Raw genomic sequence first — 19,932 nt, 5'->3', positions numbered from 1 at the left:
CCCGGCGGAGCGCTCAGCGTTCGAACGCGCGCAGCCGCAGGCCGTCCGTTCCGTCCCGCCGTATCGGGGCCATCACATAGAGCTGGTGTTCGTCCCAGGCCACGAACTGGCCGTCGTGCACCCGGCGCCCGTCGAGGGGGATCGATCCCGCGGGGTCCAGCGAGCCGTCGGCCGGATCCAGCCGCGTCAGCCGCAGCCACTCGCTGTCCGCGGGATGGCCGAGAAGCAGCCGTTCCTCGTCGTCCACGCCGAAGAGCTGGGCGCCCTCGGGCAGTTCGGTCTCCCAGAGCCGGTCGCCGTCCGCCACGTCGTAGCCGGCCAACCCGGCGCTGCCGGACCGCACGCACAGCACCCCGCCCGCGACCGCCGACATCTCCGTGCGCAGCCCGTCGAGCGGCAGCCGCCACAGCTCCTCGCCGGTCTCCGCGTACGCCACCGCCTCGTTGCCCTGGAGCAGCAGCACGGGATCGCCGGCGAGGATGCCGCTGAAGCCGAACTCCGGGTCGGACGCCGGGTGCGTCCACTCCAGCTCGCCGGTGTCCGCGTGGTACACGGTCAGCTCCGGCGTGCTCGCGCACCGGGTCAGCACGGCGAGGCGCGATCCGGCGTGCCGCACGGCCAGCGTCTCCCGCCCGTCCGCGCAGGCCCACGAGCCGTCCTCCGGCTGCGGCGGCAGCCCCAGCTCGGCGCCGTCGGACACCGCGTAACGGCGGAAGCCGGCGAGCTCGCCGGTGTCGTCCAGGCCGACCGTGACCGCCTGCTCCCCCACCGACACCGTCACGTCCGCCGCCGCCACCGGGCGGGCGAACCGCTGCCACCACAGCAGCTCGCCGCTCGTCGTGTCGACCATGCCGAGCACCGAACAGCCGGTGTCCGCCTGCCCGTCCTCGACCAGGTAGAGGACCGCGCCGATCCCCGCCGCGTTCGTCCCCTCGGCCGCCGCGCAGGGCGCGCCGGCCCCGGGCGGCGCCGCGGCCTCCCACAGCGGGGCGCCGTCGACCGTGCCGAAGCCCCGGACCCCCGCCGTCGACACCAGCGTGACCGTGCCGTCGTGCGCCCACAGCCGGGTGGCGCGCGCCCCCGCGTCGTCGATCGCCGCCGCCACGGCCGGGGAACGCCACAACTCCGCCAGCTCGGCCGGCTCGCTCGTGGCCGCGCTGGTCGACGCGACAAGACCGTCCCCCTCCACCGCGCCGTCCTCGCGGCTGAAGACCACCACCCACACGGTGAGCAGCGCCAGCAGCAGCACGGCGACGGGCAGCGCCACCAGCCCGGTCCGGCTCTCTCCCTCCGCCATGACATCCCCCGAAGTCCCCCGATTACCGGCCTTTCGTTCGCGAAAGACCGGGCACCGAGTCCGACGTCACAGGGCCGCCGCCCGGTTCCGTTCTCGAATCGCCGTAAAATCGGACGCATTGTGACCGAGACCGACAGCCGCCTCACGCATATCACGTCCGAGCGCGCCCAGATGTTCCCGCCCGGCGCCGGTCCCGCCGCCGATCCGGTCGGCGGGCGCCACGAGCGGGCGATACGCAGCTTCCAGCCGCGGCGCAGCCGCGTCACCACCGGTCAGCACGCGGCGCTGCTGCGCCTGTGGCCGCGCTGGGGACTGGAGATCGACGGCCGCGCCCGGCTGGATCCGGCCACCCTCTTCGACGGGCTGCCCGTGGTGCTGGAGATCGGCTTCGGCATGGGCGAGGCCACCGCCGAGATGGCCGCGGCCGACCCGGGCACCGGCATCCTGGCCGCCGACGTGCACACCCCCGGCCAGGGGAACCTGCTGCGGCTCGCCGAGCGCGACGGCCTGACGAACGTCCGCGTGGCCAACGGCGACGCCGTCATCCTGCTGCGCGAGATGCTGCCGCCCGCCTCGCTGGCCGGAATGCGGATCTTCTTCCCGGACCCCTGGCCGAAGAAGCGGCACCACAAGCGGCGGATCATCCAGCCCGAGTTCGTGGAGCTGGCCGCCGCCCGGCTGGCCCCCGGCGCGGTGCTGCACTGCGCGACGGACTGGGAGCCGTACGCCGAGTGGATGCTCGAAGTGCTCACCGCCAGCGAGTCGTTCACCAACGCGGCGCCCGCCGGCCACGGCGGCTTCGCGCCCCGCCCCCCGCACCGGCCGCTGACCCGTTTCGAACGCCAGGGCCTGGCCAAGGGGCACCTGGTGCGCGACCTGCTCTTCCGGCGCGCCTGAGGCGCCACCGGCCGAGCCGCGCGCCCTGCGACCCGCGCATGCGGCCCTGTCCCCGCCGGCGTCGCAGGCCGTAAAGTCGTGGGGTGCGCCCACCCCTCTCCCCCACACTCACCATCGGCGCGCCACTGGTCCTCTGCGGTCTGGTCGTGGCGGTCCTGATCTGGCGGGAGACCAGCGCGGCCGGGTTCTGGGCGGGGCTGGGGCTGGCCCTGCTGCCCGTGCCGATCCTGCTCGGCACCTTCCACTGGATCGACGGGCTCGCGCCGCGCCCCTGGCGCACGCTGGCGTTCGCGTTCGGCTGGGGGGCGTGCGCGGCCACGCTGTTCGCGCTCATCGCCAACGGGCTGCTGGTGGGCTGGCTGACCGACGACCCCGCCACGCTGCGGCCCACGGGCGCCGACCGGCTGGAGCTGACCGTCATCGCCCCCGTCGTGGAGGAGACGGCCAAGGGCGCGGCCGTGTTCCTCCTCTTCCTGCACCGGCCGCACGCGTTCAGCGGCGTCCTGCCCGGCATCCTGGCGGCGGGCCTGTCGGCGACGGGCTTCGCGTTCACCGAGAACATCCTCTATCTGGGCAGCGCCTTCACCCGGGACCAGGCCGAGGGCGTCGGCGGGGTGGACTCGGCGACGGCGGTGACGTTCTTCGTGCGGATCGTGCTGGCGCCGTTCGCGCACCCGATGTTCACCGCGCTCACCGGCATCGGCTTCGGCCTGACCACGATGCTGACGGCGCACCGGCGCCGCTGGCGCGCCCTGCCGCCGCTGGCCGGGCTCGCCACCGCGATGGGCCTGCACTCCGCGTGGAACGCGTCGGCCTCGCTGAGCCTGACCGGCTTCGCCGCGGTGTACCTGCTGCTGATGGTCCCCGTCTTCTGCGCGCTGTGCTGGCTGACGGGCTGGTCGCGGGAGCGGCAACTGCGCGTCGTGCGCGACACGTTGCCGCTCTACGCCGCCGCCGGCTGGCTCTCGGACGCCGAGCCGCGCGCGCTGGGCTCGCTGCGCAGCCGCTCGCTGTCCCGCCGCCTGGCGCGCCAGGACCACGGCCCGGCGGGGTGGCGGGCCGTCACCGACTACCAGGCGACGGCCACCGCGCTGGCGTTGCTGCGCGACCGGGCCCAACGGGGCGGCGCCTGCTCGGACTTCGCCGAACGGGAACGGGACCTGCTGCGCCGCCTGACCCGGCGCCGCGCGCTGGCGGCGCCGCCGACGGTGGCGGCGGGCCGGGTATTGACGGAGTAACGGGGCCTAACGGAGTGAGATCAGCAGGCCGTCGCGGTGCCGGGCGTGCCCGAGGACCCACTGCCGCTCCTCGGCCCGCAACTGCCCCGGCAGCCCGAAGCCGACCAGGTCGATGCGCGGGCTGACATCGAGGAAGTCCAGCAGCCGCGCCATCACGAACCCGGTGCTCGGGTCGGCCGCCCAGCGCACCTCGCCGATCAGCGCGGGATCCCGCACCGGGCGGCTCAGCGACCGGTCGCCGACGTAGGACTGCGCGCCCGGCACGAGCCGCTGCCGGATCGCCTCCCACCACTGACCGGGCTGCTCGCCGAGCACCAGCCGGGTCTGCGCCCGCCGCCGCCAGCCCGGGCCGCCGCTGCGGTGTGACACGGCGTGCACGTCCACGCGCTCTCCGGTGCCGGGCGCGTGCGTCTGGAACGAGTCGACGCGTATGACCAGGTCGTAACGGTCGATGCGGGTGCCCAGCCCGCTGCCCGCCACCTCCTCGCCGTTGGCCACCACACACACGGCGCGGCCGGCGATCTGGTCGGTGAACGCGGCCACCCCGATCGGCTCGCCGCCCTCCAGCGGCAGCCCGTCCAGCGGTTCCCCGCCGAGCGCGGCGCACCGCCCACGGGCGTGGCCCGCCTCGCCGAACCGCCCGTCCGCCTCCAGCGCCTGGGCCCGCAGCCGCCACGCGTCCTGGGACCGGGCGCGCAGCGCGACCCCGGAGTCGGCGACGCGGCGCGCCAGGCGCACCTCACCGGCGTCGAGCGCGACGCGGCCGACGTTGAGCAGGGCGTCGAACGACCGGTCACCGGCCGGTTCGAACGCGGTGTGTTCCGCTATGAGCGTTCCGATGGCGGCCACCAGCTTGGTGCGCTCCGGCGCGGCGACGCCGTCCAGCGCCGCCAGGTAACCCGCGCACTCCCGCACGCACGCGGTGATGAGATCCTCCGCGCGCGCGACGCTTCCCGGCCGCAGCCTGACCTTCATGCTTCCGAGAGTGCCCACGGGCCGGGCTCGGCACGTGACTCGAAAGCACCGACAAGGTGAACGTTGCCTGTCTAGCGCTTCGCGGGAACCGACCGTAGTGTCTCCCTCACACTACGCGTGGGTTGGAGCGCGATGTTCACCGACTATGAAGTGCAGCTCCGGGAGCGCTTCCTGGCCGCTCCCGTCTCCCCTGCCCCGGACCCGTGGCGCCCGGTCTTCCGCCCCGGCGTCTCCATCCCCATCGGCGGCCTGCTGGGCATCGGCTTCGCCGCCGACCCGGACACCGGCCACGAGCTGGTGATGGTGGTGTCACAGGGCGGACACGGCGTGTTCGACACGGCAACGGGCCGCCTCCTGGCCCGCGACCGCGACCCCGACGCGGACGTCTGCGACCCCACCGGCCCGCACCTCACCTGCCCCGGCATCGGTCCGCTCACCGGCACCCGCGTCCGCATCGCCGGCCTCCACGGCGGCGGCCTGCACGCCACGACGGACGACGGCTGGACCATCGACGTGGTCAGCCCGGACTGGCCCCACCACCGAATCCTCCTCTCCACCGACGGCGGCCTCTGCCACGGCCCGGCGGGCGGCGTGTGGTGGCACATCCACCACACGACCCACTCCCCCCTCCGCACGGCGGGTTTCTCCCCATCGGGCCGCAGCCTGGCGATCGCGACGAGCACGTACTTGACGGTGCTGACGCGGGGGCTTGCCCCGGACCAGGCTTCCAGGGGGTGAATTCGCGGATCGCTCGCAGACGAGCGGCCAGCCAGGTCGGCCCGGGCACCTCAGGCCAGGGCGGCTTCGAGGATCTGCCCAGCATCACCAGCCCGCTTCTGCTTGATAAGTTCCAGCGCGGTGGCCATCACGTCGGCACTGCTCTGGTCGCGCCCTGCCATCTGGATCAGGTCGTCCACGAACGAGCGCCCGTGCGCGCGCAGCACGGCAACCGCGTGAGCCGTCTCAGTGGGCATCAGACCCTGGAGCCCTTCCTGGCACAGAGCCGCGAGTTCCCTATGCCTGCCTTCGCGGTGGAGCTGCTCGGTGTCAGCGACGAACGCCATCACGGTTTGTGACGACACCTGGAAACCGGTTTTTCCGGGAAGTCGCGTCTCCATGTCTTGCCGGTCCGCTCTTGGCCTGGGGACCGGCAGGTGCGATCCGAGTCCTCGGCGAGCAACGTTCCCCGGGGGCAGGCCGCCTCGCGCCTTCCGCGCATACTCGAGATCCTCGCGAAGGCTCCCGTTTTCCGCACGAAGTGTTGCGTTCTCAGCCCTGAGCACGGCACACCCCGCGCACTTGAGGGCCTCTGCCTTGCTGTGCAGGTCGAGAAGGTCGGCTTCCGAGCAGCCAACAGCGTGCGCGCCAGAGATGTCTACCGCCGCACCGTGCAGCGCCCTGACGAAATGCGCAGGTGGGAGGCGCTCCCCGCTGAGGTACCGGGACAGCTCGCTCTTGGTCTTCGTGTATCCGCGTTCGGCCAGCAGGCGCAGAATCTCTGCCTGCGTTGCTGCCTTGAGATGTCGGCACAGCCTACGAAGCGCCTCGGCCAGTTCCCGCCTGCCCGGCGGAATGTTCTGAAGAACGCGCTTAAGTCGCAGCCGTCGTGTCACCGCCAGCACTCCCTCCCCTGCCAACCGTTGAAGAGGCCCATTGTGCCGCCGGTCCCGTGAGTGCCCGTCAAATTGCCGACTTAGCGCGCAACCACCGTTAGCGCTGGACGGCGGCCCCGACCTCAGCGCTAAATGGGAAGCCAGCGAACGCGGGTGGGACTCACGCGGCGGCAAAGGGCCGGCGAAGCGTGACGTACGCGTAGGACAGGATGAGGAAGGCGAGGTCTCCATGGCACTGCCGTCGTGGCAGGACAAGAAGTACGGGGGGAAGATCCGTGCAGCGCTGTGGCTGGAGAGCGTGGTCGGGGTGGGGAACATCTTCACCAAGACCCAGCTCCGCCAGGCGTTCCCGCAGGACACCCAGATCGACCGGCGGGTGAGGGACCTCCGCGATCACGGCTGGCAGATCGATACCAACCGTGATGACCCTTCTCTCAATCAGGACGAGCAGAGGTACGTAAGCAAGGGCGCTGAGGTGTGGCTCCCCGGGCAGGCAAGGGTTCCGCGGCACAAGAACAGCCTCACCGCGGCTCAGCGGACCAAGATCATGCAGGGTGACAACTTCCTCTGCCGGAGCTGCGGAATCGGGGGCGGGGAACCGTACAGCGACGGCATCGAGCTCGCACAGCTCAACGTCGCGCGGCGCGAGGTCAGGCTGTCCGATGGCCGGGTGGAGCATCAGCTTGTCACTGAGTGCAAGCGGTGCAGTTCGGGAAACGGGGGCCGGGTCGTGGATCTGCACGAGCTCGTCAGCCTGGCCAGGCGTCTCTCCCCGCTGGAGCAGAAGGTCTTCGCCGGCTGGGCCGAGGCTGACCGCCGGCAGCCGAGTCTCCTTGAGACGCTGTGGGGGGCGTACAGGACGCTTCCGGAAGAGTCCCGCAGGGCCATCATCCAAATCATGACCAGTGGTTCCGACTAAGAGGGGAAGGGCACAGCACTCATGCTTCGGGAATTCCCGCCACCGCCGCGTGCGGCCGAGTTCAGCGAGCTGATCAAGAAGCGGCTGGAGGAAGTCAAGAGCTCCGGGAGCACCCGCGAAACGGTCACGGTCGACTGGAATGGACAGCCACTGCACGTCGAGGTCATCGATCTCCCGCTCAGCGGCTTGTACTTCAACCCCGGGACCCACCGCATCCGGGCGCAGCGCAGCCATGACCCCGCTCTGGATGAGGCACTGGATAAGGACCCATGGGGAAGCGAAAGCCAGGATTACCTGAGGTTTCTCCTGAAAGCGGAGCCGGCGGACACCAACCGGCGTGATCCTGACTTTGACAAGCTCAAGGCCGACCTTGAGCAGTTCGGCCAGAACGACCCCGGGCTCGTCACGCACCATGGTGTCCTTGTGAACGGCAATACGCGTGCTGCGGCGCTGCGGGAGATCGGCGCCCAGTCCATGCGCGTGGGCATACTTCCGGAGTCCTTCACCTGGGCCGACATCGCAGCCGTCGAGTTGTCACTCCAGCTTCGAAACGACCACCGGCGGGACTACTCCTACATCAACAGGCTGCTGGCGATGGAGGAACAAGCGACACTCGGCCGTACTCCGGAGGTGATCGCCAAGGAGTTCCGGGTCAGGACCGCCACCTATCATCAGGAGCGGTGGATTCTTAGCAGCATCCGGGATCTCATTGAGCGCAGTAAGGCCGCAGGCGGCGTTGCTCTGCGGCTGGTCGATTTCGAGGACGACCAGGAAAAACTCAAGGAACTCCACCGCCTGTACGAGAAGCTGCAGGGGGTAGACCGCGATCAGGCGGAGAGGATCAAGGAGATCCGCCTGGCAGCCATCCTCCTGGGATTCTCGAAAACCGACATCCGGCATATCGATGAACAGTTCCTCAAGGCCGACTACCTGGCAAAGGTGCTGCCCCCCGACCTGGCCGGCGCAGCAGGCGGCACCGGCCCGTCGCCCATTGCCATCCCGGGACTCGGGGCAGCAGTCCCCGCCGCTTCCTCCGCGGTATCTGCCGCCCGGCAGCTCAACGAAAAGATCGCACGGGCCAGGGCCGCGAAGCAGGCGAACGGCTCAGAATTCACAGACGCGGCCCAGCAAGCCGCGCAGGAGGTCTTCCAGAGCGCCAAGGCGGCCTTTGACCAGGCAATCGAGGATGCCGGCCGGGATGCCCGCGTGCGGAAGCGCAAGCAGCTGGCCCCGGCCCGGCTTGCCGACGCGTGCGCTGACATCGACCAGTGCGTTGTCGACCTCGTTCAGGCCCGGGCGTCACGCAGTCTGGACGAGGAAGTATTCGACGAAGCCGTGCTGAGGCTGCGGGAAAGCCTGAAGAAGCTCGCCCAGCAGGCAGGCCGTGGGATCCCCCACCCGGGAGACGGCGTTTCCTGGCTGATTGACGCAACGGCCTCGGGGGATCCGAAGTGACGGAAGCGGGAGCGGGAGCCTCGCTGCTGTTGGCCTTTGATACCACGCGCACCAAGGTCGTTCTGAGAACGGTTGAGAAGCACCAGGAGGACTTGGTGCACCTGGCCGCCCGGTTCCGCACGGGCGGCCAGCTCGGCCCTCTCGCGGCCCAGGTCGAACTCGACGACCTGCTCGGCGGCCTGGCAGAGATCAGCACCTGGCCCCACCCCGAGGGGGTGGAGTGGGCACCCGAACTCCGAGAGCTCGTGCTCGGGGTCCTCCAGGATGCCGACGCTGTCCAGAAGCAGCTCGACGCTCCTGGTGCGGGAGGGGCCCTCGCACCGGCGGAGGTGGAAGCCCTCCTTGGCGCTTCCTGGACAGCGGAACTCGGAGAGTTCCAGCGGCGCGATATCGCCAAGCTTCTGTCCCTCCAGCATGGGGCCAACTTCAGCGTCCCCGGTGCCGGCAAGACCCGGGTAGCCCTCGCTGTCTACGCCGCCCAGAAGAAGCAGGGTCTGGTGAGCCGCGTACTGGTCGTCTGCCCGAAGTCGGCGTACGAGTCGTGGCAGTACGAGACCGCGGTCTGTTTCAGCCACCCGCTGCGGACCCACATACTGGAACGCTCCCCGGACCAGTGGGCAGAAGTGCTCATCGTCAACTACGAACGGCTGGACCGTTCGCTCCCCGTCCTCGCCGGATGGCTGCGATCGGCACCGTCCATGATCGTGCTCGACGAAGCGCACCGGATGAAGCTGGGAGCGCGGGGCACCTACGGCGCTGCCTGCATGGCCCTGGGTCCGCTCGCACGCCGACGGCTGATCCTGACCGGGACCCCTGCGCCGAACGGTTCCAAAGACCTGGAGAACCTGCTCGGATTCGTCTGGCCCGGCCATGGCCAGCGGACCGTGGCCCAGGCGGTGGCCGGCGGGGACCTGGCGCACGCGAGCACGGTTCTCCGTCCGCTGTTCGCGAGGACCACTAAGCGCGAGCTCGGTCTCCCCCCCATGGATCTCCGCATGCGGTACGTGGATATGCCTGCGCTGCACGGCGAGATCTACAGCTCGCTGGTGGGCGGGATGGCGAGCGGGATGGCGCGCGACGACCTCAGCTCGCTCGGCAAGACCGCACTGCGCCTGCTGATGGCTGCGACCTCCCCGGCGCTCCTTCTGGAGGGGGCGAGCCGCTACGAGCCGCTGGCTTACCAGCTGCCGCCGATGGAGATCCCGGAGGGGGACTCGCTTTTCCGCCTCGTGCAGTGCCTGCCGGACTATGAGCTGTCACCGAAGTACCAGGAAGCCGCAGCGATCATCGCCGGGAACGCCGGCCAGGGCCGCAAGACCCTGGTGTGGACCACGTTCGTGCGGAGTCTGACCACCCTGGCCCAGCTGCTGGAGAAATACGGGCCGGCCGTAGTCCACGGCGGCACACCCGACCGGGACGAGCAGCTCAGGCGCTTTCGCGAGGATCCGGGCTGCATGGTCCTGATCTCTAACCCGGCCACGCTGGGTGAGGGAATCAGCCTTCACCAGGTGTGCCATGACGCCGTCTACGTCGATCGCGACTTTGTGGCTGGCCGCTTCCTGCAGAGTCTGGACCGCATCCACCGACTCGGGCTGGACCCCACAGCGGACACCAGGGTGACGGTCCTGGGTGTGCGGGGCACGATCGACGAGGTGGTCGAGGTACGGCTCAACCAGAAGCTCGACTTCATGGGGAAGATCCTGGACGACCCGACCGTGCAGCAGCTCTCCGATCTTCAGGAAGAACCGGCGGTTGCTGCTGGGCTGGCTCCCAGCGACGTAGAGGCTCTTCTCCGGCACGTCGGCACAGGTTGAACGTCGTGCCAGGCCCGCGGAACCTCACGAAACAGCCATGGCAGACTGAGTGACTCAGCCACGCTGGGGCTGTCCCCCCGTCCCCCGTATCGTCGGCCCCGGTTCCACTGGAGACAGACAAATGCTTCCCCTCGATTTCTCGGCAGCACGGAATGCCGCCGTCTCATCTCCGTCGCCCGAGCCTGATGCTCAAGTTCTCGAAGTAGCAACCTGGTTCCGCTCTTTCCCAACCATGGACCAGCTTTTTGCAACAAGCCTGAGGCAGGCGATCGATGAAGTCCTGGACGGGCAGCGGACCGGCAGGTATGACATTACGGCGGACACCGTTGAGCGGACCGAGAAGACGTACTTGGGCACCAAGGTCGAGATCATTATTCGCGCCGCCTTTAATATACCGCGCGGAACAAAAATGGACTATCTTGTCGCCGGACACGAAGTGGATGCAAAATTCACCCTTGGGGATAATTGGACCATTCCGTCCGAGGCTCAGGGGCACATTTGCCTCCTGATGATGGCCGCCGACTCAAGATCATCATTCCGCGTCGGACTGCTCAGGATCACGGACTCGGTACTGAATCCGGGTGAGAACCGAGATAAGAAGCGGTCGTTGTCAAGACATGGCCGAGCGGCTGTATACTGGCTTTCACTCAACGGCGTTCTCCCGGAGAATACCCTTCTCCACCTGCCGACCACCGACCGAAAAGCAATTTTTTCCTGCCCAGACGGGCAGGCAAGAACTGACGAATTCTTCAGGCGAGTTCAGCGTAAAATTGTGAACCGGTCGACGGTACTCACCGTGGCCATGCAGAATGACAGTCTCAAAAGGGTCCGCGACGCGCGCGATCATTTGCGCCCGGAAGGAATCATTATCCTGGGAGGCACCCGCAAAGAACACCAACGGATTGCTGCCGAACTGCACCTCCCAGTGCCAACCGGAGCAGAGTGGGTCGCGGCACGGGTCACGCCTGCACACCATGGTGCCAGCCAGCCTGTAGCCACGATCGGCGGTGCGGTATTCACCCTTGCTGGACCGGGAACAGAACCAACTGAAGCCCCTCGGGTGGCAGGATGACCGATACTGCACAGAGGCAAGAGCTTCCGGAAGGCTCGTGGGCTTCCTCGGCGGCCCGGCGTAGAAACATGCAGGCAATCCGGAGCCGGGATACAAAGCCAGAATGGCTCATTCGACGACTCGTCCACGCGCAAGGCCTCCGGTACCGCGTGGCTGCCAGGCCCTTGCCGGGGCTTCGCCGGACGGCAGACATGGTCTTCCGGCCAACGAAGCTCGCGGTATTCATTGACGGCTGCTACTGGCACGGCTGCCCTCAGCACTACGTCCCGCCTAAGACCAACCCTGGCTACTGGTCCGACAAGGTGGCCAGGAACGTAGCCCGGGACCGGGACACAGACCGGCAGCTAGAGGAGGCAGGATGGACTGTACTCCGCTTCTGGGAGCACGAGTCATCCAACGCATGCGCGCTCAAGATCGCGGCTACTGTGAGTCGGCTTCGGAAGTGAAATCAGCCTCTCATCAAAAAGGCCATCCGCAGGATGACAGCGCTGCTGCGGCATAGCATCACCGTCGTATGGGTTAGCCATACCGGCGATCAATGCGTACTTGATCTGCTCAGCCACCGCCTTAGCAACGGGAGGAGGAAAAGCGTTACCCACCTGGCGATATGCGGCAGTCTTGCGCCCTGAAAAGCACCAATCCGGCGGGAAACCCTGGATGATCGCGGCCTGGCTGACCGTCAGCTTGGGTCCCCGGGGCCCAAAGAGATCGCGTTCCTCGTCCACCATCTTTTCCGGCTCGTTCGCAACTCCAAGGCCGTCAACTCCCAGCTTCCGCCACGCTTCCTTCGCCCGGCTGGGTCCAAGATCCGCCCCGCCATGTTTCTTGGATCCCCCAACGAGCGTGGGAGCGATGCCCCGGCTTGCCTCCTCAAGCCACTTCTTATAAGCCTTTCGGCCGCGCGCGGAGCTGCCAAATCTGCGCCTCATGGACTCGGCGAGAGCATCCCCGACCGTGACCAAATTACTGCCATGCGGCTCAGGCCACACAAAATAGCCCCAATATTCCTTACGCATAGCAACGAGGATGGCGCGCGGCCGGAGCTGCGGGACACCATAGTCGCAAGCTTCGAGAATTTGCCAGCCGCAAATTTCGTACCCTGCCTTGATGAGACGGCGCTCAATAGAGCTACGGTAATCACGGAACTTCTGCGGAGGCTCTAGGAGTCCACGAACGTTCTCAATCATTACAGCCTTGGGCTCAAGCTCCTCCACCCATTCCAACGCCTTAGGGAATAGGTCACGCTCATCGTCTTCCCCAAGCTGCTTACCGGCGGCCGAAAAGGGCGGACAGGGCACGCCGCCAGCAAAAAGGTCCAGCTTCTGCTTCTCAAGGTTGAACTTGGCAGCGAAATCCTTGATATTGAAATCCTTAAGATCCGCCCTGAGGACCGCGCAATCACTCCAGTCATCATTACTTGCTACATTCAATTCGAGCGTGTCACATGCGTTTTTATCGAGCTCGATCAACGCTAGATGCCTGAAGCCCGCGTCATGTACCCCGACGGCTTGGCCGCCTGCCCCCGCACAGATCTCCACCGAGGTGAGCTTGGGCTCATCGTGGCTCATTCACCCTCCTTTCAACGTGCAGCGCTCGGTCCCCGCGCCGCGCTCGCTCGCAGAGGGTGATGATCCCCTACCAGCAGTGTGTCGATCTAGGTGTGCAGGGTAGCCCTGCGCATCATCACGCACACAGGTTTCCTTCTCTTGACACACGATATTTCGCCGCTGATGTACACGATGCAGCGGGCCGGGTTTCGCCAGATCCGGTTCAGCCCTCCGCCCTTGGCCGGACGGAAGAGCTCATCCTTCGCGCACCATGGTGTCCTGATCCCGTCGTCTTGTCCTCAAGGGAACCTGTCCCGGACAGCCCAAGTCATGCGCGGCGGCCATACCGAGGTGACACCTGCCGCGCCGCCCAGAGAACCGTCCCCGGTCGGAGTGTCAGTGTGTCGCCGGTGGTGAACTCCAGGCGTTTGGCGCCGCGTGCGAGGGCGGTCATGTCGCGGATGGTGAACGCCTGGCCATCGATCGTGAGTTGGTCGCCGCGTCGTACCGTCGCGGCGTCGATCTCTATGGATACCAGCACGCAGCCGTTCACCGGTGGGTCTCCTGGTGGCACCAGCAGTCGCACGCCTGGTAGATGACCGGCAGGCCGCGTGGGGAGGGTGGGGCCTCGGCCTTGGTGCAGCCGTCGTGGGTGCCCATGTGGCACTCGGAGGTGCGGAAGCTCTCGATGGGCCGGGGCTGTTCCAGGGTCGTTACGGCGAGCACGTCGTGCAGCGGGCCGGGGGCGGTCAGGCAGTCGCCGCGCGGTGGGACGAGCCATCGCGTCGAGGGCCCCGCCGTCCAGGACGCCGGCGGGACGGCGATCTCCCGCCCCGCGCCCAGCACCCGCACGCCCGCCAGCCGCCAGGTGTCCGCCGCGCGCGGCGCCACCAGCCAGCACGCCGTTCCGGCCGCCTGGTCCTCGATGACCGGCCCCGAACGGGGCCCCAGGCGGTCAGCGGCGCGGCGCCCATCGGCGGCGACTACCCGCACGGCGTGGAACCACCGGCCGCACGGCACGGACCGCACGCCTTGTTCCTCCGACGGCAGCCAGGCAACGGCCGAATCCTCGGCTTCAAGCTTCACTCTGTCGCTGCTTCCCGCCGCCTCGCTGCGGCACTTCACCCAGCGTGGCGGGTCAGTTGCGACTGGCGCGGCGACGGAGAAGGCGTCATTCCAGCGACACTAAAGACGTCATTTCGGTGTCAGAGCAACCCTGTTGGGGCTACTGTGTCCCACATGAGCAGCACACCCAACAGCGCACTGCGGTCCGCGCGTCTCGGGCTTCTCATGAGCCAGGACGACCTGGCGCGGGCTCTGCGAGAGGCCGGGGTACCCGGTGCCTCCAAGCGACTTGTCCAGCGGTGGGAGGCGGGGGAGATCGGCACTCCGCGCCCCCTGCACGCGCGGGCGCTGGAGCGAGTAACGGGTCTGCCCATCGAAACGCTGGGCTTCGCCTCACCCGTCCCCCTGGCCCGCGTCTCCGGCGACGGGCACGGCGGACACGATCTGGCCCCCGTGCCGGGCAACGCCCCGGCAGCCGACGGGAATCCGGTGCCCGCCCCCGCTCCCCGGAACAATTACTCCGGGGTGTGGCTGTCCCGCTACGAATACTTCAGCTCAGGCCGGGACGGCACCTACACCGGGCTGCACTATGTGACCGTGCTCCAGCACGGAAGCCGGCTGACAGTCCGGAGCCTGCCCGGCTCCTCGGCCTCTCCCTTGGCCATGGACCTGGAAGTGGACGGCAACGTGGTGACGGGCACCTGGAGCGAGCAGACGGCACCGGACGGGTATTACCAGGGCGCCCGGTATCACGGAGCGATACAGCTCCTGGTCCAACTCACCGGACGGCGGATGACCGGCAAGTGGGTTGGTTTCGGCAAGGAGTTCGACATCAACACCGGCCCGTGGGAGCTGGTTCTCCAGGACGCCTCGACCTCCAGAGCGACGCTGGAGAAGTACAACCACGCGCCGGTTGAATAGCCCTCGACGGCCGCCGACGGTGAGCGTGGATCACTTCTGGAACGTGCCCGATGCGGGGTCGGGGAGGCCGTGCAGAGCGAAGATGGCCCTCCGTTGCTCCTCCACCGTGACGACCTCGTCGGGCGCGGCCGGGGCGAAGATGTCGACGCTGTCCCGACGGATCTCCCGAGTATCCGGCGAGAAGGGGAACACGTGCCGACCGCCCGCCTGCCTCTCCATCCCCGAGGATGTCACGTCGCCCCTGGCTCCCTGACAACACAACAGCAGACCCTCAGCCTCAAGCGCCAGCCGCAGGTCGATAAGAGCCGCGAAGAGATCCTTCGCCTCGTATGTGGTCGAGGACTCCACCGTTCCACGCCGCACCTCCAGCGCATAGGGCGGTCTGGTGGAGAAGTCGATCCGTACGGCCCCCGTACGGCCGTCCTCCCCCACCGCGTCGAGAAAGACCCGTTCTGTCATCTCGTCTCCGCGTCGAAGGAGAAAGCCTCGTAGTCGTGTGAGTATCCGGCGAGGAACTCGGTGGCGGAGGCCGGAAGGGAGAGATCGATGCCGACCGAGTATTCGAGGACCCTCTTCCTGGGGACGAATCTCCAGCGCTGGTAGTCGGGTGCACCGTGTTCCAGAGCCGGGTAGCGGCTGCGGCTTCCCAGGAAGACCAGTAGTTCCGGCAGTGTCGCCGTCTCGATCGCCGGGCCCGGATCGTCGGGGAGCGCGACTCGCTCTCCGCCCTCTTCGGCGCGTGCGGGACGCCCTCGGCCCAGGAAGCTCAGCTGCTGACGGTCGAGGACAATCCACGGCCCGTCCTCGCTCAGCACGAGCCAGCGGTCTGTGGAGGTGTTCCGGTAGATGGCGCACTCGGCATCGCGGAAGATCCGCTCGCTGAAGAAGACGCCGGGTTGCTCCAGCACGTGTTCCGTTCCCTCGGCTTCCACGGTGATGGTGCGGCCTCGGCCAATGAGGATGTCCGTCGCCTCGCGTAGGAAGGCATCGCGATGTTTCCACTGCTTGAGACACGAGAAGTGGAGGGCGCCGGCGAGGAACTGGTGGTCAGGGTCCCAGGTGGCGCGCAACAGCCAGTAGCTGGGGATGAAGGTGGTCCATCCCGGGATCTGCAGGACGAACTCTCCGCAGATTCGGCATTTCGTAACGTTGTCGTCCATGGCAGCGAAACACCATCTCCCTGTCAGGTCATGCTGTTCCTCAACGGTAACCACTTCCAAAGTTCGTTGAGGGCGAGGGCGACGCGGGTAATGTCACCGAACGTCACGCAGGCCCGCCCCGAACTGGCCAGCTACGGAGGCGGGAATCCATCCTCCGATTCGAAGACTTGGCCCACCTGGTGACAACGCTGCGCGGAAGCAGTCAAGATAGCTGACCTGCGCGGGCGGCGCTCATCGGTGCGGGCCGGGGAGTTGGCGATGTCAGAACACTTCGGACTCGTTTTCGTGTTGTTCGCCGTCATCACCGTCCGGCCAGACCAACCTGCAATCAGGGATGACCAGATTCTCCTGCTCCGCAGTACTCCCGCGCGGGATGACGGTCGCGCCCTCGGGGATCAGAGAGCGTGACACGTGGATACCGTGAAGACAGTGACCGCACCACAGGTTCGCATAGCCGTCTCCACCCACGGAACGCTCGGTGAAGACCAGAGACAGCTCTCGGGCGGCACATCGTGGGCACGCTTGCTCCCGGAGGGCTGTGGGGCTCGCGTACGCTTGTTCGTAGATGGCGAGCCAGTCGCTCCACGCGCCGCCCTGCTCACTCATCAACTTTCTCCCTTGGCACGGACCGCGGAGCCGCGTCAGTATGGTTCGAATCGCGGGTGGTCGGAGGGGAAGTCGTCCGGGAAGAGCGGGACCGTGATCCGGCGCGAAAGCACCGCGTGCAGGGAGTCGGTCAGAGTGCCCTCGAATTCGAACCAGTCGTCCGCCCTGGCGTCCTTCACCGCCAACGTCCAGGTAGCCGGGTCGGCCGGGTCACGGCGGCGCCAGAAACCGATGTCGCCGTTGTCGTCCCGGCCAAAGGACAGCACCTCTGACGTGCCGTCGATGTTGTACGGAACCGTGAAGCCCATGGCCCGCAGGGTCCGAAGCGTCTGGACGGACACGTCGGCCTGCTGCACCAGATCAATCTCACGGTACTGCGAGCCTGGCTGATAGACGTGGAGAAACTCGTCGAACTTGCCCGGTCCGTAGGTCACGACCAACTGCTTGTAGTCTTCAGGCAGTCGGCAGGCGAGGCGTTCCTCCACCGATGTCCAGTCTGGCGAATCCGTATGAGGCCGAGCCGGGGGCGGAACAAGCTGGGTCAGTTCGCGCAAGGACATCGATTCACTACCTGTTCAGGATACTTACGGAAAGTTGCAAGCCTCCGGAGCCGAACGCTCTACCCGCCCCACGAGCCGACCGACGTGGTCGCTGGGGAGCGGCCAGCCGTACATGCGGAGGTCCGCTGACGTCGAGCAGTTGCTCGGCACGTCAGGCGAACCCCAGATCCGCCGGTGTGTGGGTGTACACGATGCCGGGAAACGGGGACACGCAGGTCCGACAGTTCCGAGAAGTGCGCCATACCGACGGGAGCCCGTGCGTCGGACGGCGGCTCAGTCCACGTTCCGATGGAAGAGCAGCACTCCCGCCTCCTCGGTGCTCACCCCGCAGAGGCCCGTCCCGCCGGGCGCGGCCAACAGGAAGTCGGGCTCACCCGGCCGGTCGGCCAAATGGGCCGCGACATCACCGATTCCGTCGTCGGTGACCAGCACCCAGGGAATGTCCGGATGCGCCCCGGTCACCAGCAGCTGCCCGCCCTCGGCGTACAGGCCCTTCTCCTGGCACAGGGCTCGCCAGGCCCGGTCGACTTCCGCAGGGTAACCGGCCCCGGTGTCATCAACGATGGCATCGGGAGGGTCGTAACCGGTCATCACCTGTCGCCACGCCTCGACCGGAGCGATCGCCCAGGCCACATTCCACTCCAGCGCGGTCAGCCCGGAACGGGCCAGCGCCGTCCGGAAGATCGCGGCGGGCGACTCCGGGATAGAAGTAATGGTTTTTCTCTCCGATCTGCTTATGCCGTGCGTATTTCTTCGGCCCGCTCCACTCGAAAGTCCACACCGTTCGATCGGCGCCGAAGGCGGACTATCCGGCAATACAAGAGGAATTCTCGGTCTCCTCACGCGACGCCGCAGCTACCACAAGCTTGACGAGCCCGACGCATATCGGATCGCGTTCAGACTTGGGTGCGAGGGCGGGTTCTTGCTGCGCCATAGTGGCTCGATCCATTTAGCGGAGATGTCAGGCTGTCTCGAATGCGGATACCTCCCGGCCGAGCAAATGGAGGTTCTCCCTGGCGCACAGCAGAACCACGTTGAACGGGATGCCCACACCCACCTTCGCCGGCGCATTGGCCCAGCTCGCGGTGGCCCTTGCGATCACCTGAAAGAACGTCCCCCGCTCGTCCGGGGTTTCGGAGAGCACGTCTTCCGCGCGGGAGATCACGACGAGGTAGCGTTCTGCCTGCAACCAGTGGAGATCTCGCAGGCAATCGCTGAGGGCGTCCCAGTTCCAGCCGAAATAGCTGGGCAACCTCAGATGCTCCCAGAACTGGGTGAAGACACCGTCCACATCCGCCATCGACTCCCCGTCCAAGCGCGCCACATAGGACATGCCGGTGGGCGAAAGGGAATCTGTGACCTGTACCGGATCCTCGGCTCCCACGACGTGCAGCCGGGGAGTGAGTGGGGTCCACCAGGAGTCACCGCTCGTCATCGCCCAGCCTCCATCACGATCCAGGTTTGGTAATGGGTCGGAGTGTAGTAAGCCGAGCCATCCGATCCCGTTACAATGCGTTCCCCGCCCCAATTCGGGTTGTCGGCCGATTGTACCGTGCCCCACTCGGTGTATCTGATTTCTTGTCCCGCGTTGTCGAATTGCGGCAGTTGGTAGCCCCCACCACGGCCGCTGTTCTCGAATCGCTGAGGGATTGACGGTCCTCTGAGTTGCGGTCCTGCTCCCTGTGCTTCGACACCGAACTCCCGAATGTCACGCAGGACCGCCAAGGACTCGTCGGGAACGGAGGTGGGAATCCATCCCCCGAGTTGGGATGTGTTGCCGAGGATCTGGCCCACCTGGTAAGGCCCCAGACCGAGTGGGTCCGCCCATGTGTGAGGATTCACCACGTATGCCACGGGATTGGGCGCGGGGTGGAGTCCGAGCGGATCGGGTGAGGCGTAGCGCGCGGTCTCCGGGTCGTAGTAGCGCTGGTAGTTGTAGTGCAGCCCTGTTTCGAAGTCGTAATACTGCCCTGGGAAGCGCAGCGGCGTATAGGCGGAACTGTCGGCCCGCCACGTCGTCAGCCCCCAGAGGGTGCTCCGCGTCTGCCAGGCGATCCGCCCGGAGTCGTCGAGGAGCTCGGTGGGGGTGCCAACGAGGTCGGTGATGATCGCGAAGAAGCGTGCGTCGATCTCTTCCTGGGTGGCCGGGTTGATGCGTCGTTCCGTCTGCGCGATCGGACTGGTGCCTGCGTAGTCCCAGGTGAGAGTCGTTGGGGCTGGGAGCCCGGGGCCGCTCGTCGTCTGTTCGACAACCGTGGTCCCGTCCCAGGTGAAGCGGGTCTCCTCGATCACGGTCACACCGTCCGGCGCCATTCGCCGCTTGACTGTGCGACGTCCCATGGGGTCGTAGCCGTAGCGCCAGGTAGTGCCCTCGGGGGTGGTGACCGACGTGAGCCGGTCCTCCGCGTCCCACGTGTACCGCCAGAGGTCCGGCTTGTGTGAGAGGCGCGTCTTGCGGCGCTGTGAGACGCGGCCGGCCGGGTCGTACACGTAGCGCACGGAGCCAGCACCGGTGAGCCGTGTCCCGAGATAGGTGCGATCTCCCCGGGCCTCAGGGCTGGTGTGGCGGTTGGGCCACACGGCATGACTCTGGTTACCGGCCTGGTCGTAGACATAGGTCTCGCTCCACCTCGGGCCCTGGACCTCCGTCACGCGCCCGGCACCGTCCAGAGCAATTGTCAATACCTGTGGATCATGAGGTAGTTCAGGCTGCGTGAGCTTCCTCGCGTTCGACGAGGATTCCGTTCTCGAACTTCGCGCCTGCGCGGACGAGGGCGACGAGGTGGGGTGCGG

21 protein-coding genes and 1 pseudogene are annotated in these 19,932 nt (G+C 67.3%); 9 read left to right on the top strand and 13 right to left on the bottom strand.

The annotated features are described in order from the left end of the window. Nucleotides 1-13 precede the first annotated feature (13 nt). Entirely contained in the window at nucleotides 14-1,297 is a 1,284-nt protein-coding gene (locus tag RM590_RS34620; protein ID WP_311708782.1) for an outer membrane protein assembly factor BamB family protein, read from the bottom strand. 171 nt (nucleotides 1,298-1,468) lie between these two features. On the opposite strand from RM590_RS34620, the gene trmB reads away from it, so the two are divergent. Continuing rightward, nucleotides 1,469-2,194 (top strand): tRNA (guanosine(46)-N7)-methyltransferase TrmB, encoded by a 726-nt coding sequence (gene trmB, locus RM590_RS34615; protein ID WP_311708792.1) that lies wholly within the window; start codon nucleotides 1,469-1,471, stop codon nucleotides 2,192-2,194. Nucleotides 2,195-2,277: 83 nt separating this feature from the next. Continuing rightward, complete coding sequence (locus RM590_RS34610) at nucleotides 2,278-3,432, top strand: PrsW family intramembrane metalloprotease (RefSeq protein ID WP_311708781.1); 1,155 nt, start codon at nucleotides 2,278-2,280, stop codon at nucleotides 3,430-3,432. A gap of 6 nt (nucleotides 3,433-3,438) precedes the next feature. On the opposite strand, the gene RM590_RS34605 is transcribed toward RM590_RS34610, so the two are convergent. Next, nucleotides 3,439-4,407 carry a hypothetical protein gene (locus RM590_RS34605; RefSeq protein WP_311708780.1) on the bottom strand — a complete coding sequence of 323 codons (969 nt, stop codon included), beginning with the start codon at nucleotides 4,405-4,407 and terminating at the stop codon, nucleotides 3,439-3,441. A gap of 132 nt (nucleotides 4,408-4,539) precedes the next feature. On the opposite strand from RM590_RS34605, the gene RM590_RS34600 reads away from it, so the two are divergent. Then, nucleotides 4,540-5,145, top strand: a complete 606-nt coding sequence (locus RM590_RS34600; protein ID WP_311708779.1) for a hypothetical protein — start codon at nucleotides 4,540-4,542, stop codon at nucleotides 5,143-5,145. Between the two features lie 50 nt (nucleotides 5,146-5,195). Here RM590_RS34600 and RM590_RS34595 read toward each other — a convergent pair whose 3' ends face one another. Beyond that, nucleotides 5,196-6,020 (bottom strand): hypothetical protein, encoded by an 825-nt coding sequence (locus tag RM590_RS34595; protein ID WP_311708778.1) that lies wholly within the window; start codon nucleotides 6,018-6,020, stop codon nucleotides 5,196-5,198. A 229-nt stretch (nucleotides 6,021-6,249) separates the two neighbouring features. Between RM590_RS34595 and RM590_RS34590 the strand changes: the two genes are divergently transcribed. The 5 genes from RM590_RS34590 (at nucleotide 6,250) to RM590_RS34570 (ending at nucleotide 11,726) form a co-directional block, all read left to right on the top strand. Beyond that, nucleotides 6,250-6,939: a hypothetical protein gene (locus RM590_RS34590; RefSeq protein WP_311708777.1), complete on the top strand. Its 690-nt coding sequence runs from the start codon at nucleotides 6,250-6,252 to the stop codon at nucleotides 6,937-6,939. 21 nt (nucleotides 6,940-6,960) lie between these two features. Beyond that, complete coding sequence (locus RM590_RS34585) at nucleotides 6,961-8,394, top strand: ParB N-terminal domain-containing protein (RefSeq protein WP_311708776.1); 1,434 nt, start codon at nucleotides 6,961-6,963, stop codon at nucleotides 8,392-8,394. Further along, nucleotides 8,391-10,208, top strand: coding sequence for a DEAD/DEAH box helicase (locus tag RM590_RS34580; RefSeq protein WP_311708775.1), 1,818 nt, complete (start codon nucleotides 8,391-8,393; stop codon nucleotides 10,206-10,208). Before RM590_RS34585 ends, RM590_RS34580 begins: the two co-directional genes overlap by 4 nt. A 121-nt stretch (nucleotides 10,209-10,329) precedes the next feature. Beyond that, nucleotides 10,330-11,280, top strand: coding sequence for a NaeI family type II restriction endonuclease (locus RM590_RS34575; protein WP_311708774.1), 951 nt, complete (start codon nucleotides 10,330-10,332; stop codon nucleotides 11,278-11,280). Beyond that, on the top strand, nucleotides 11,277-11,726 hold the full coding sequence (locus RM590_RS34570; RefSeq protein WP_311708773.1) for a very short patch repair endonuclease: 450 nt from the start codon (nucleotides 11,277-11,279) through the stop codon (nucleotides 11,724-11,726). Before RM590_RS34575 ends, RM590_RS34570 begins: the two co-directional genes overlap by 4 nt. Here RM590_RS34570 and RM590_RS34565 read toward each other — a convergent pair. The 3 genes from RM590_RS34565 to RM590_RS34555 all read right to left on the bottom strand — a co-directional run bounded on the left by RM590_RS34565 (nucleotide 11,670) and on the right by RM590_RS34555 (nucleotide 13,913). Beyond that, nucleotides 11,670-12,848, bottom strand: a complete 1,179-nt coding sequence (locus tag RM590_RS34565; protein WP_311708772.1) for a DNA cytosine methyltransferase — start codon at nucleotides 12,846-12,848, stop codon at nucleotides 11,670-11,672. The two genes, RM590_RS34570 and RM590_RS34565, sit on opposite strands and share 57 nt — an antisense overlap. A 307-nt stretch (nucleotides 12,849-13,155) precedes the next feature. Then, a complete protein-coding gene (locus RM590_RS34560) occupies nucleotides 13,156-13,380 on the bottom strand; it encodes a hypothetical protein (protein ID WP_311708771.1) in 225 nt (74 codons plus the stop codon). Continuing rightward, the gene (locus tag RM590_RS34555) at nucleotides 13,377-13,913 is read right to left on the bottom strand and encodes a hypothetical protein (RefSeq protein WP_311708770.1); all 537 of its coding nucleotides are present in this window, start codon (nucleotides 13,911-13,913) and stop codon (nucleotides 13,377-13,379) included. Before RM590_RS34555 ends, RM590_RS34560 begins: the two co-directional genes overlap by 4 nt. A gap of 153 nt (nucleotides 13,914-14,066) precedes the next feature. On the opposite strand from RM590_RS34555, the gene RM590_RS34550 reads away from it, so the two are divergent. Further along, nucleotides 14,067-14,813, top strand: a complete 747-nt coding sequence (locus tag RM590_RS34550; protein ID WP_311708769.1) for a helix-turn-helix transcriptional regulator — start codon at nucleotides 14,067-14,069, stop codon at nucleotides 14,811-14,813. Between the two features lie 30 nt (nucleotides 14,814-14,843). Here the strand turns inward: RM590_RS34550 and RM590_RS34545 are convergent, their stop codons facing one another. The 7 genes and pseudogenes from RM590_RS34545 to RM590_RS34515 all read right to left on the bottom strand — a co-directional run. Next, on the bottom strand, nucleotides 14,844-15,272 hold the full coding sequence (locus RM590_RS34545; protein ID WP_311708768.1) for a hypothetical protein: 429 nt from the start codon (nucleotides 15,270-15,272) through the stop codon (nucleotides 14,844-14,846). Then, nucleotides 15,269-15,973, bottom strand: coding sequence for a hypothetical protein (locus RM590_RS34540; protein WP_311708767.1), 705 nt, complete (start codon nucleotides 15,971-15,973; stop codon nucleotides 15,269-15,271). Before RM590_RS34540 ends, RM590_RS34545 begins: the two co-directional genes overlap by 4 nt. Nucleotides 15,974-16,234: 261 nt before the next feature. Next, a complete protein-coding gene (locus RM590_RS34535) occupies nucleotides 16,235-16,579 on the bottom strand; it encodes a hypothetical protein (RefSeq protein WP_311708766.1) in 345 nt (114 codons plus the stop codon). Between the two features lie 35 nt (nucleotides 16,580-16,614). Beyond that, nucleotides 16,615-17,064, bottom strand: a complete 450-nt coding sequence (locus RM590_RS34530; protein ID WP_311708765.1) for a hypothetical protein — start codon at nucleotides 17,062-17,064, stop codon at nucleotides 16,615-16,617. 348 nt (nucleotides 17,065-17,412) lie between these two features. Continuing rightward, on the bottom strand, nucleotides 17,413-17,772 hold the full coding sequence (locus RM590_RS34525) for a hypothetical protein (protein WP_311708764.1): 360 nt from the start codon (nucleotides 17,770-17,772) through the stop codon (nucleotides 17,413-17,415). Between the two features lie 328 nt (nucleotides 17,773-18,100). After that, a complete protein-coding gene (locus tag RM590_RS34520; protein ID WP_311708763.1) occupies nucleotides 18,101-18,574 on the bottom strand; it encodes a barstar family protein in 474 nt (157 codons plus the stop codon). After that, nucleotides 18,571-19,809: pseudogene (locus RM590_RS34515) on the bottom strand (RHS repeat-associated core domain-containing protein); the annotation flags it as partial. The gene RM590_RS34520 and the pseudogene RM590_RS34515, both read right to left, overlap by 4 nt. Nucleotides 19,810-19,932 lie beyond the last annotated feature (123 nt).

Origin of the sequence: Streptomyces litchfieldiae (genome assembly GCF_031845365.1) — a bacterium.
GTDB lineage: Bacteria > Actinomycetota > Actinomycetes > Streptomycetales > Streptomycetaceae > Streptomyces > Streptomyces litchfieldiae.
Note: the sequence above shows the minus strand (reverse complement) of the source record. Positions and strands in the feature narration are given on the sequence as shown.

What these genes read in the sequence shown, in the direction of transcription:
- RM590_RS34620 (WP_311708782.1), bottom strand. Translation starts at nt 1,297, where the DNA reads ATGGCGGAGGGAGAGAGCCGGACCGGGCTGGTGGCGCTGCCCGTCGCC.
- trmB (WP_311708792.1), top strand. Translation starts at nt 1,469, where the DNA reads ATGTTCCCGCCCGGCGCCGGTCCCGCCGCCGATCCGGTCGGCGGGCGC.
- RM590_RS34605 (WP_311708780.1), bottom strand. Translation starts at nt 4,407, where the DNA reads ATGAAGGTCAGGCTGCGGCCGGGAAGCGTCGCGCGCGCGGAGGATCTC.
- RM590_RS34600 (WP_311708779.1), top strand. Translation starts at nt 4,540, where the DNA reads ATGTTCACCGACTATGAAGTGCAGCTCCGGGAGCGCTTCCTGGCCGCT.
- RM590_RS34590 (WP_311708777.1), top strand. Translation starts at nt 6,250, where the DNA reads ATGGCACTGCCGTCGTGGCAGGACAAGAAGTACGGGGGGAAGATCCGT.
- RM590_RS34585 (WP_311708776.1), top strand. Translation starts at nt 6,961, where the DNA reads ATGCTTCGGGAATTCCCGCCACCGCCGCGTGCGGCCGAGTTCAGCGAG.
- RM590_RS34575 (WP_311708774.1), top strand. Translation starts at nt 10,330, where the DNA reads ATGCTTCCCCTCGATTTCTCGGCAGCACGGAATGCCGCCGTCTCATCT.
- RM590_RS34570 (WP_311708773.1), top strand. Translation starts at nt 11,277, where the DNA reads ATGACCGATACTGCACAGAGGCAAGAGCTTCCGGAAGGCTCGTGGGCT.
- RM590_RS34565 (WP_311708772.1), bottom strand. Translation starts at nt 12,848, where the DNA reads ATGAGCCACGATGAGCCCAAGCTCACCTCGGTGGAGATCTGTGCGGGG.
- RM590_RS34550 (WP_311708769.1), top strand. Translation starts at nt 14,067, where the DNA reads ATGAGCAGCACACCCAACAGCGCACTGCGGTCCGCGCGTCTCGGGCTT.
- RM590_RS34545 (WP_311708768.1), bottom strand. Translation starts at nt 15,272, where the DNA reads ATGACAGAACGGGTCTTTCTCGACGCGGTGGGGGAGGACGGCCGTACG.
- RM590_RS34540 (WP_311708767.1), bottom strand. Translation starts at nt 15,973, where the DNA reads ATGGACGACAACGTTACGAAATGCCGAATCTGCGGAGAGTTCGTCCTG.
- RM590_RS34535 (WP_311708766.1), bottom strand. Translation starts at nt 16,579, where the DNA reads ATGAGTGAGCAGGGCGGCGCGTGGAGCGACTGGCTCGCCATCTACGAA.
- RM590_RS34520 (WP_311708763.1), bottom strand. Translation starts at nt 18,574, where the DNA reads ATGACGAGCGGTGACTCCTGGTGGACCCCACTCACTCCCCGGCTGCAC.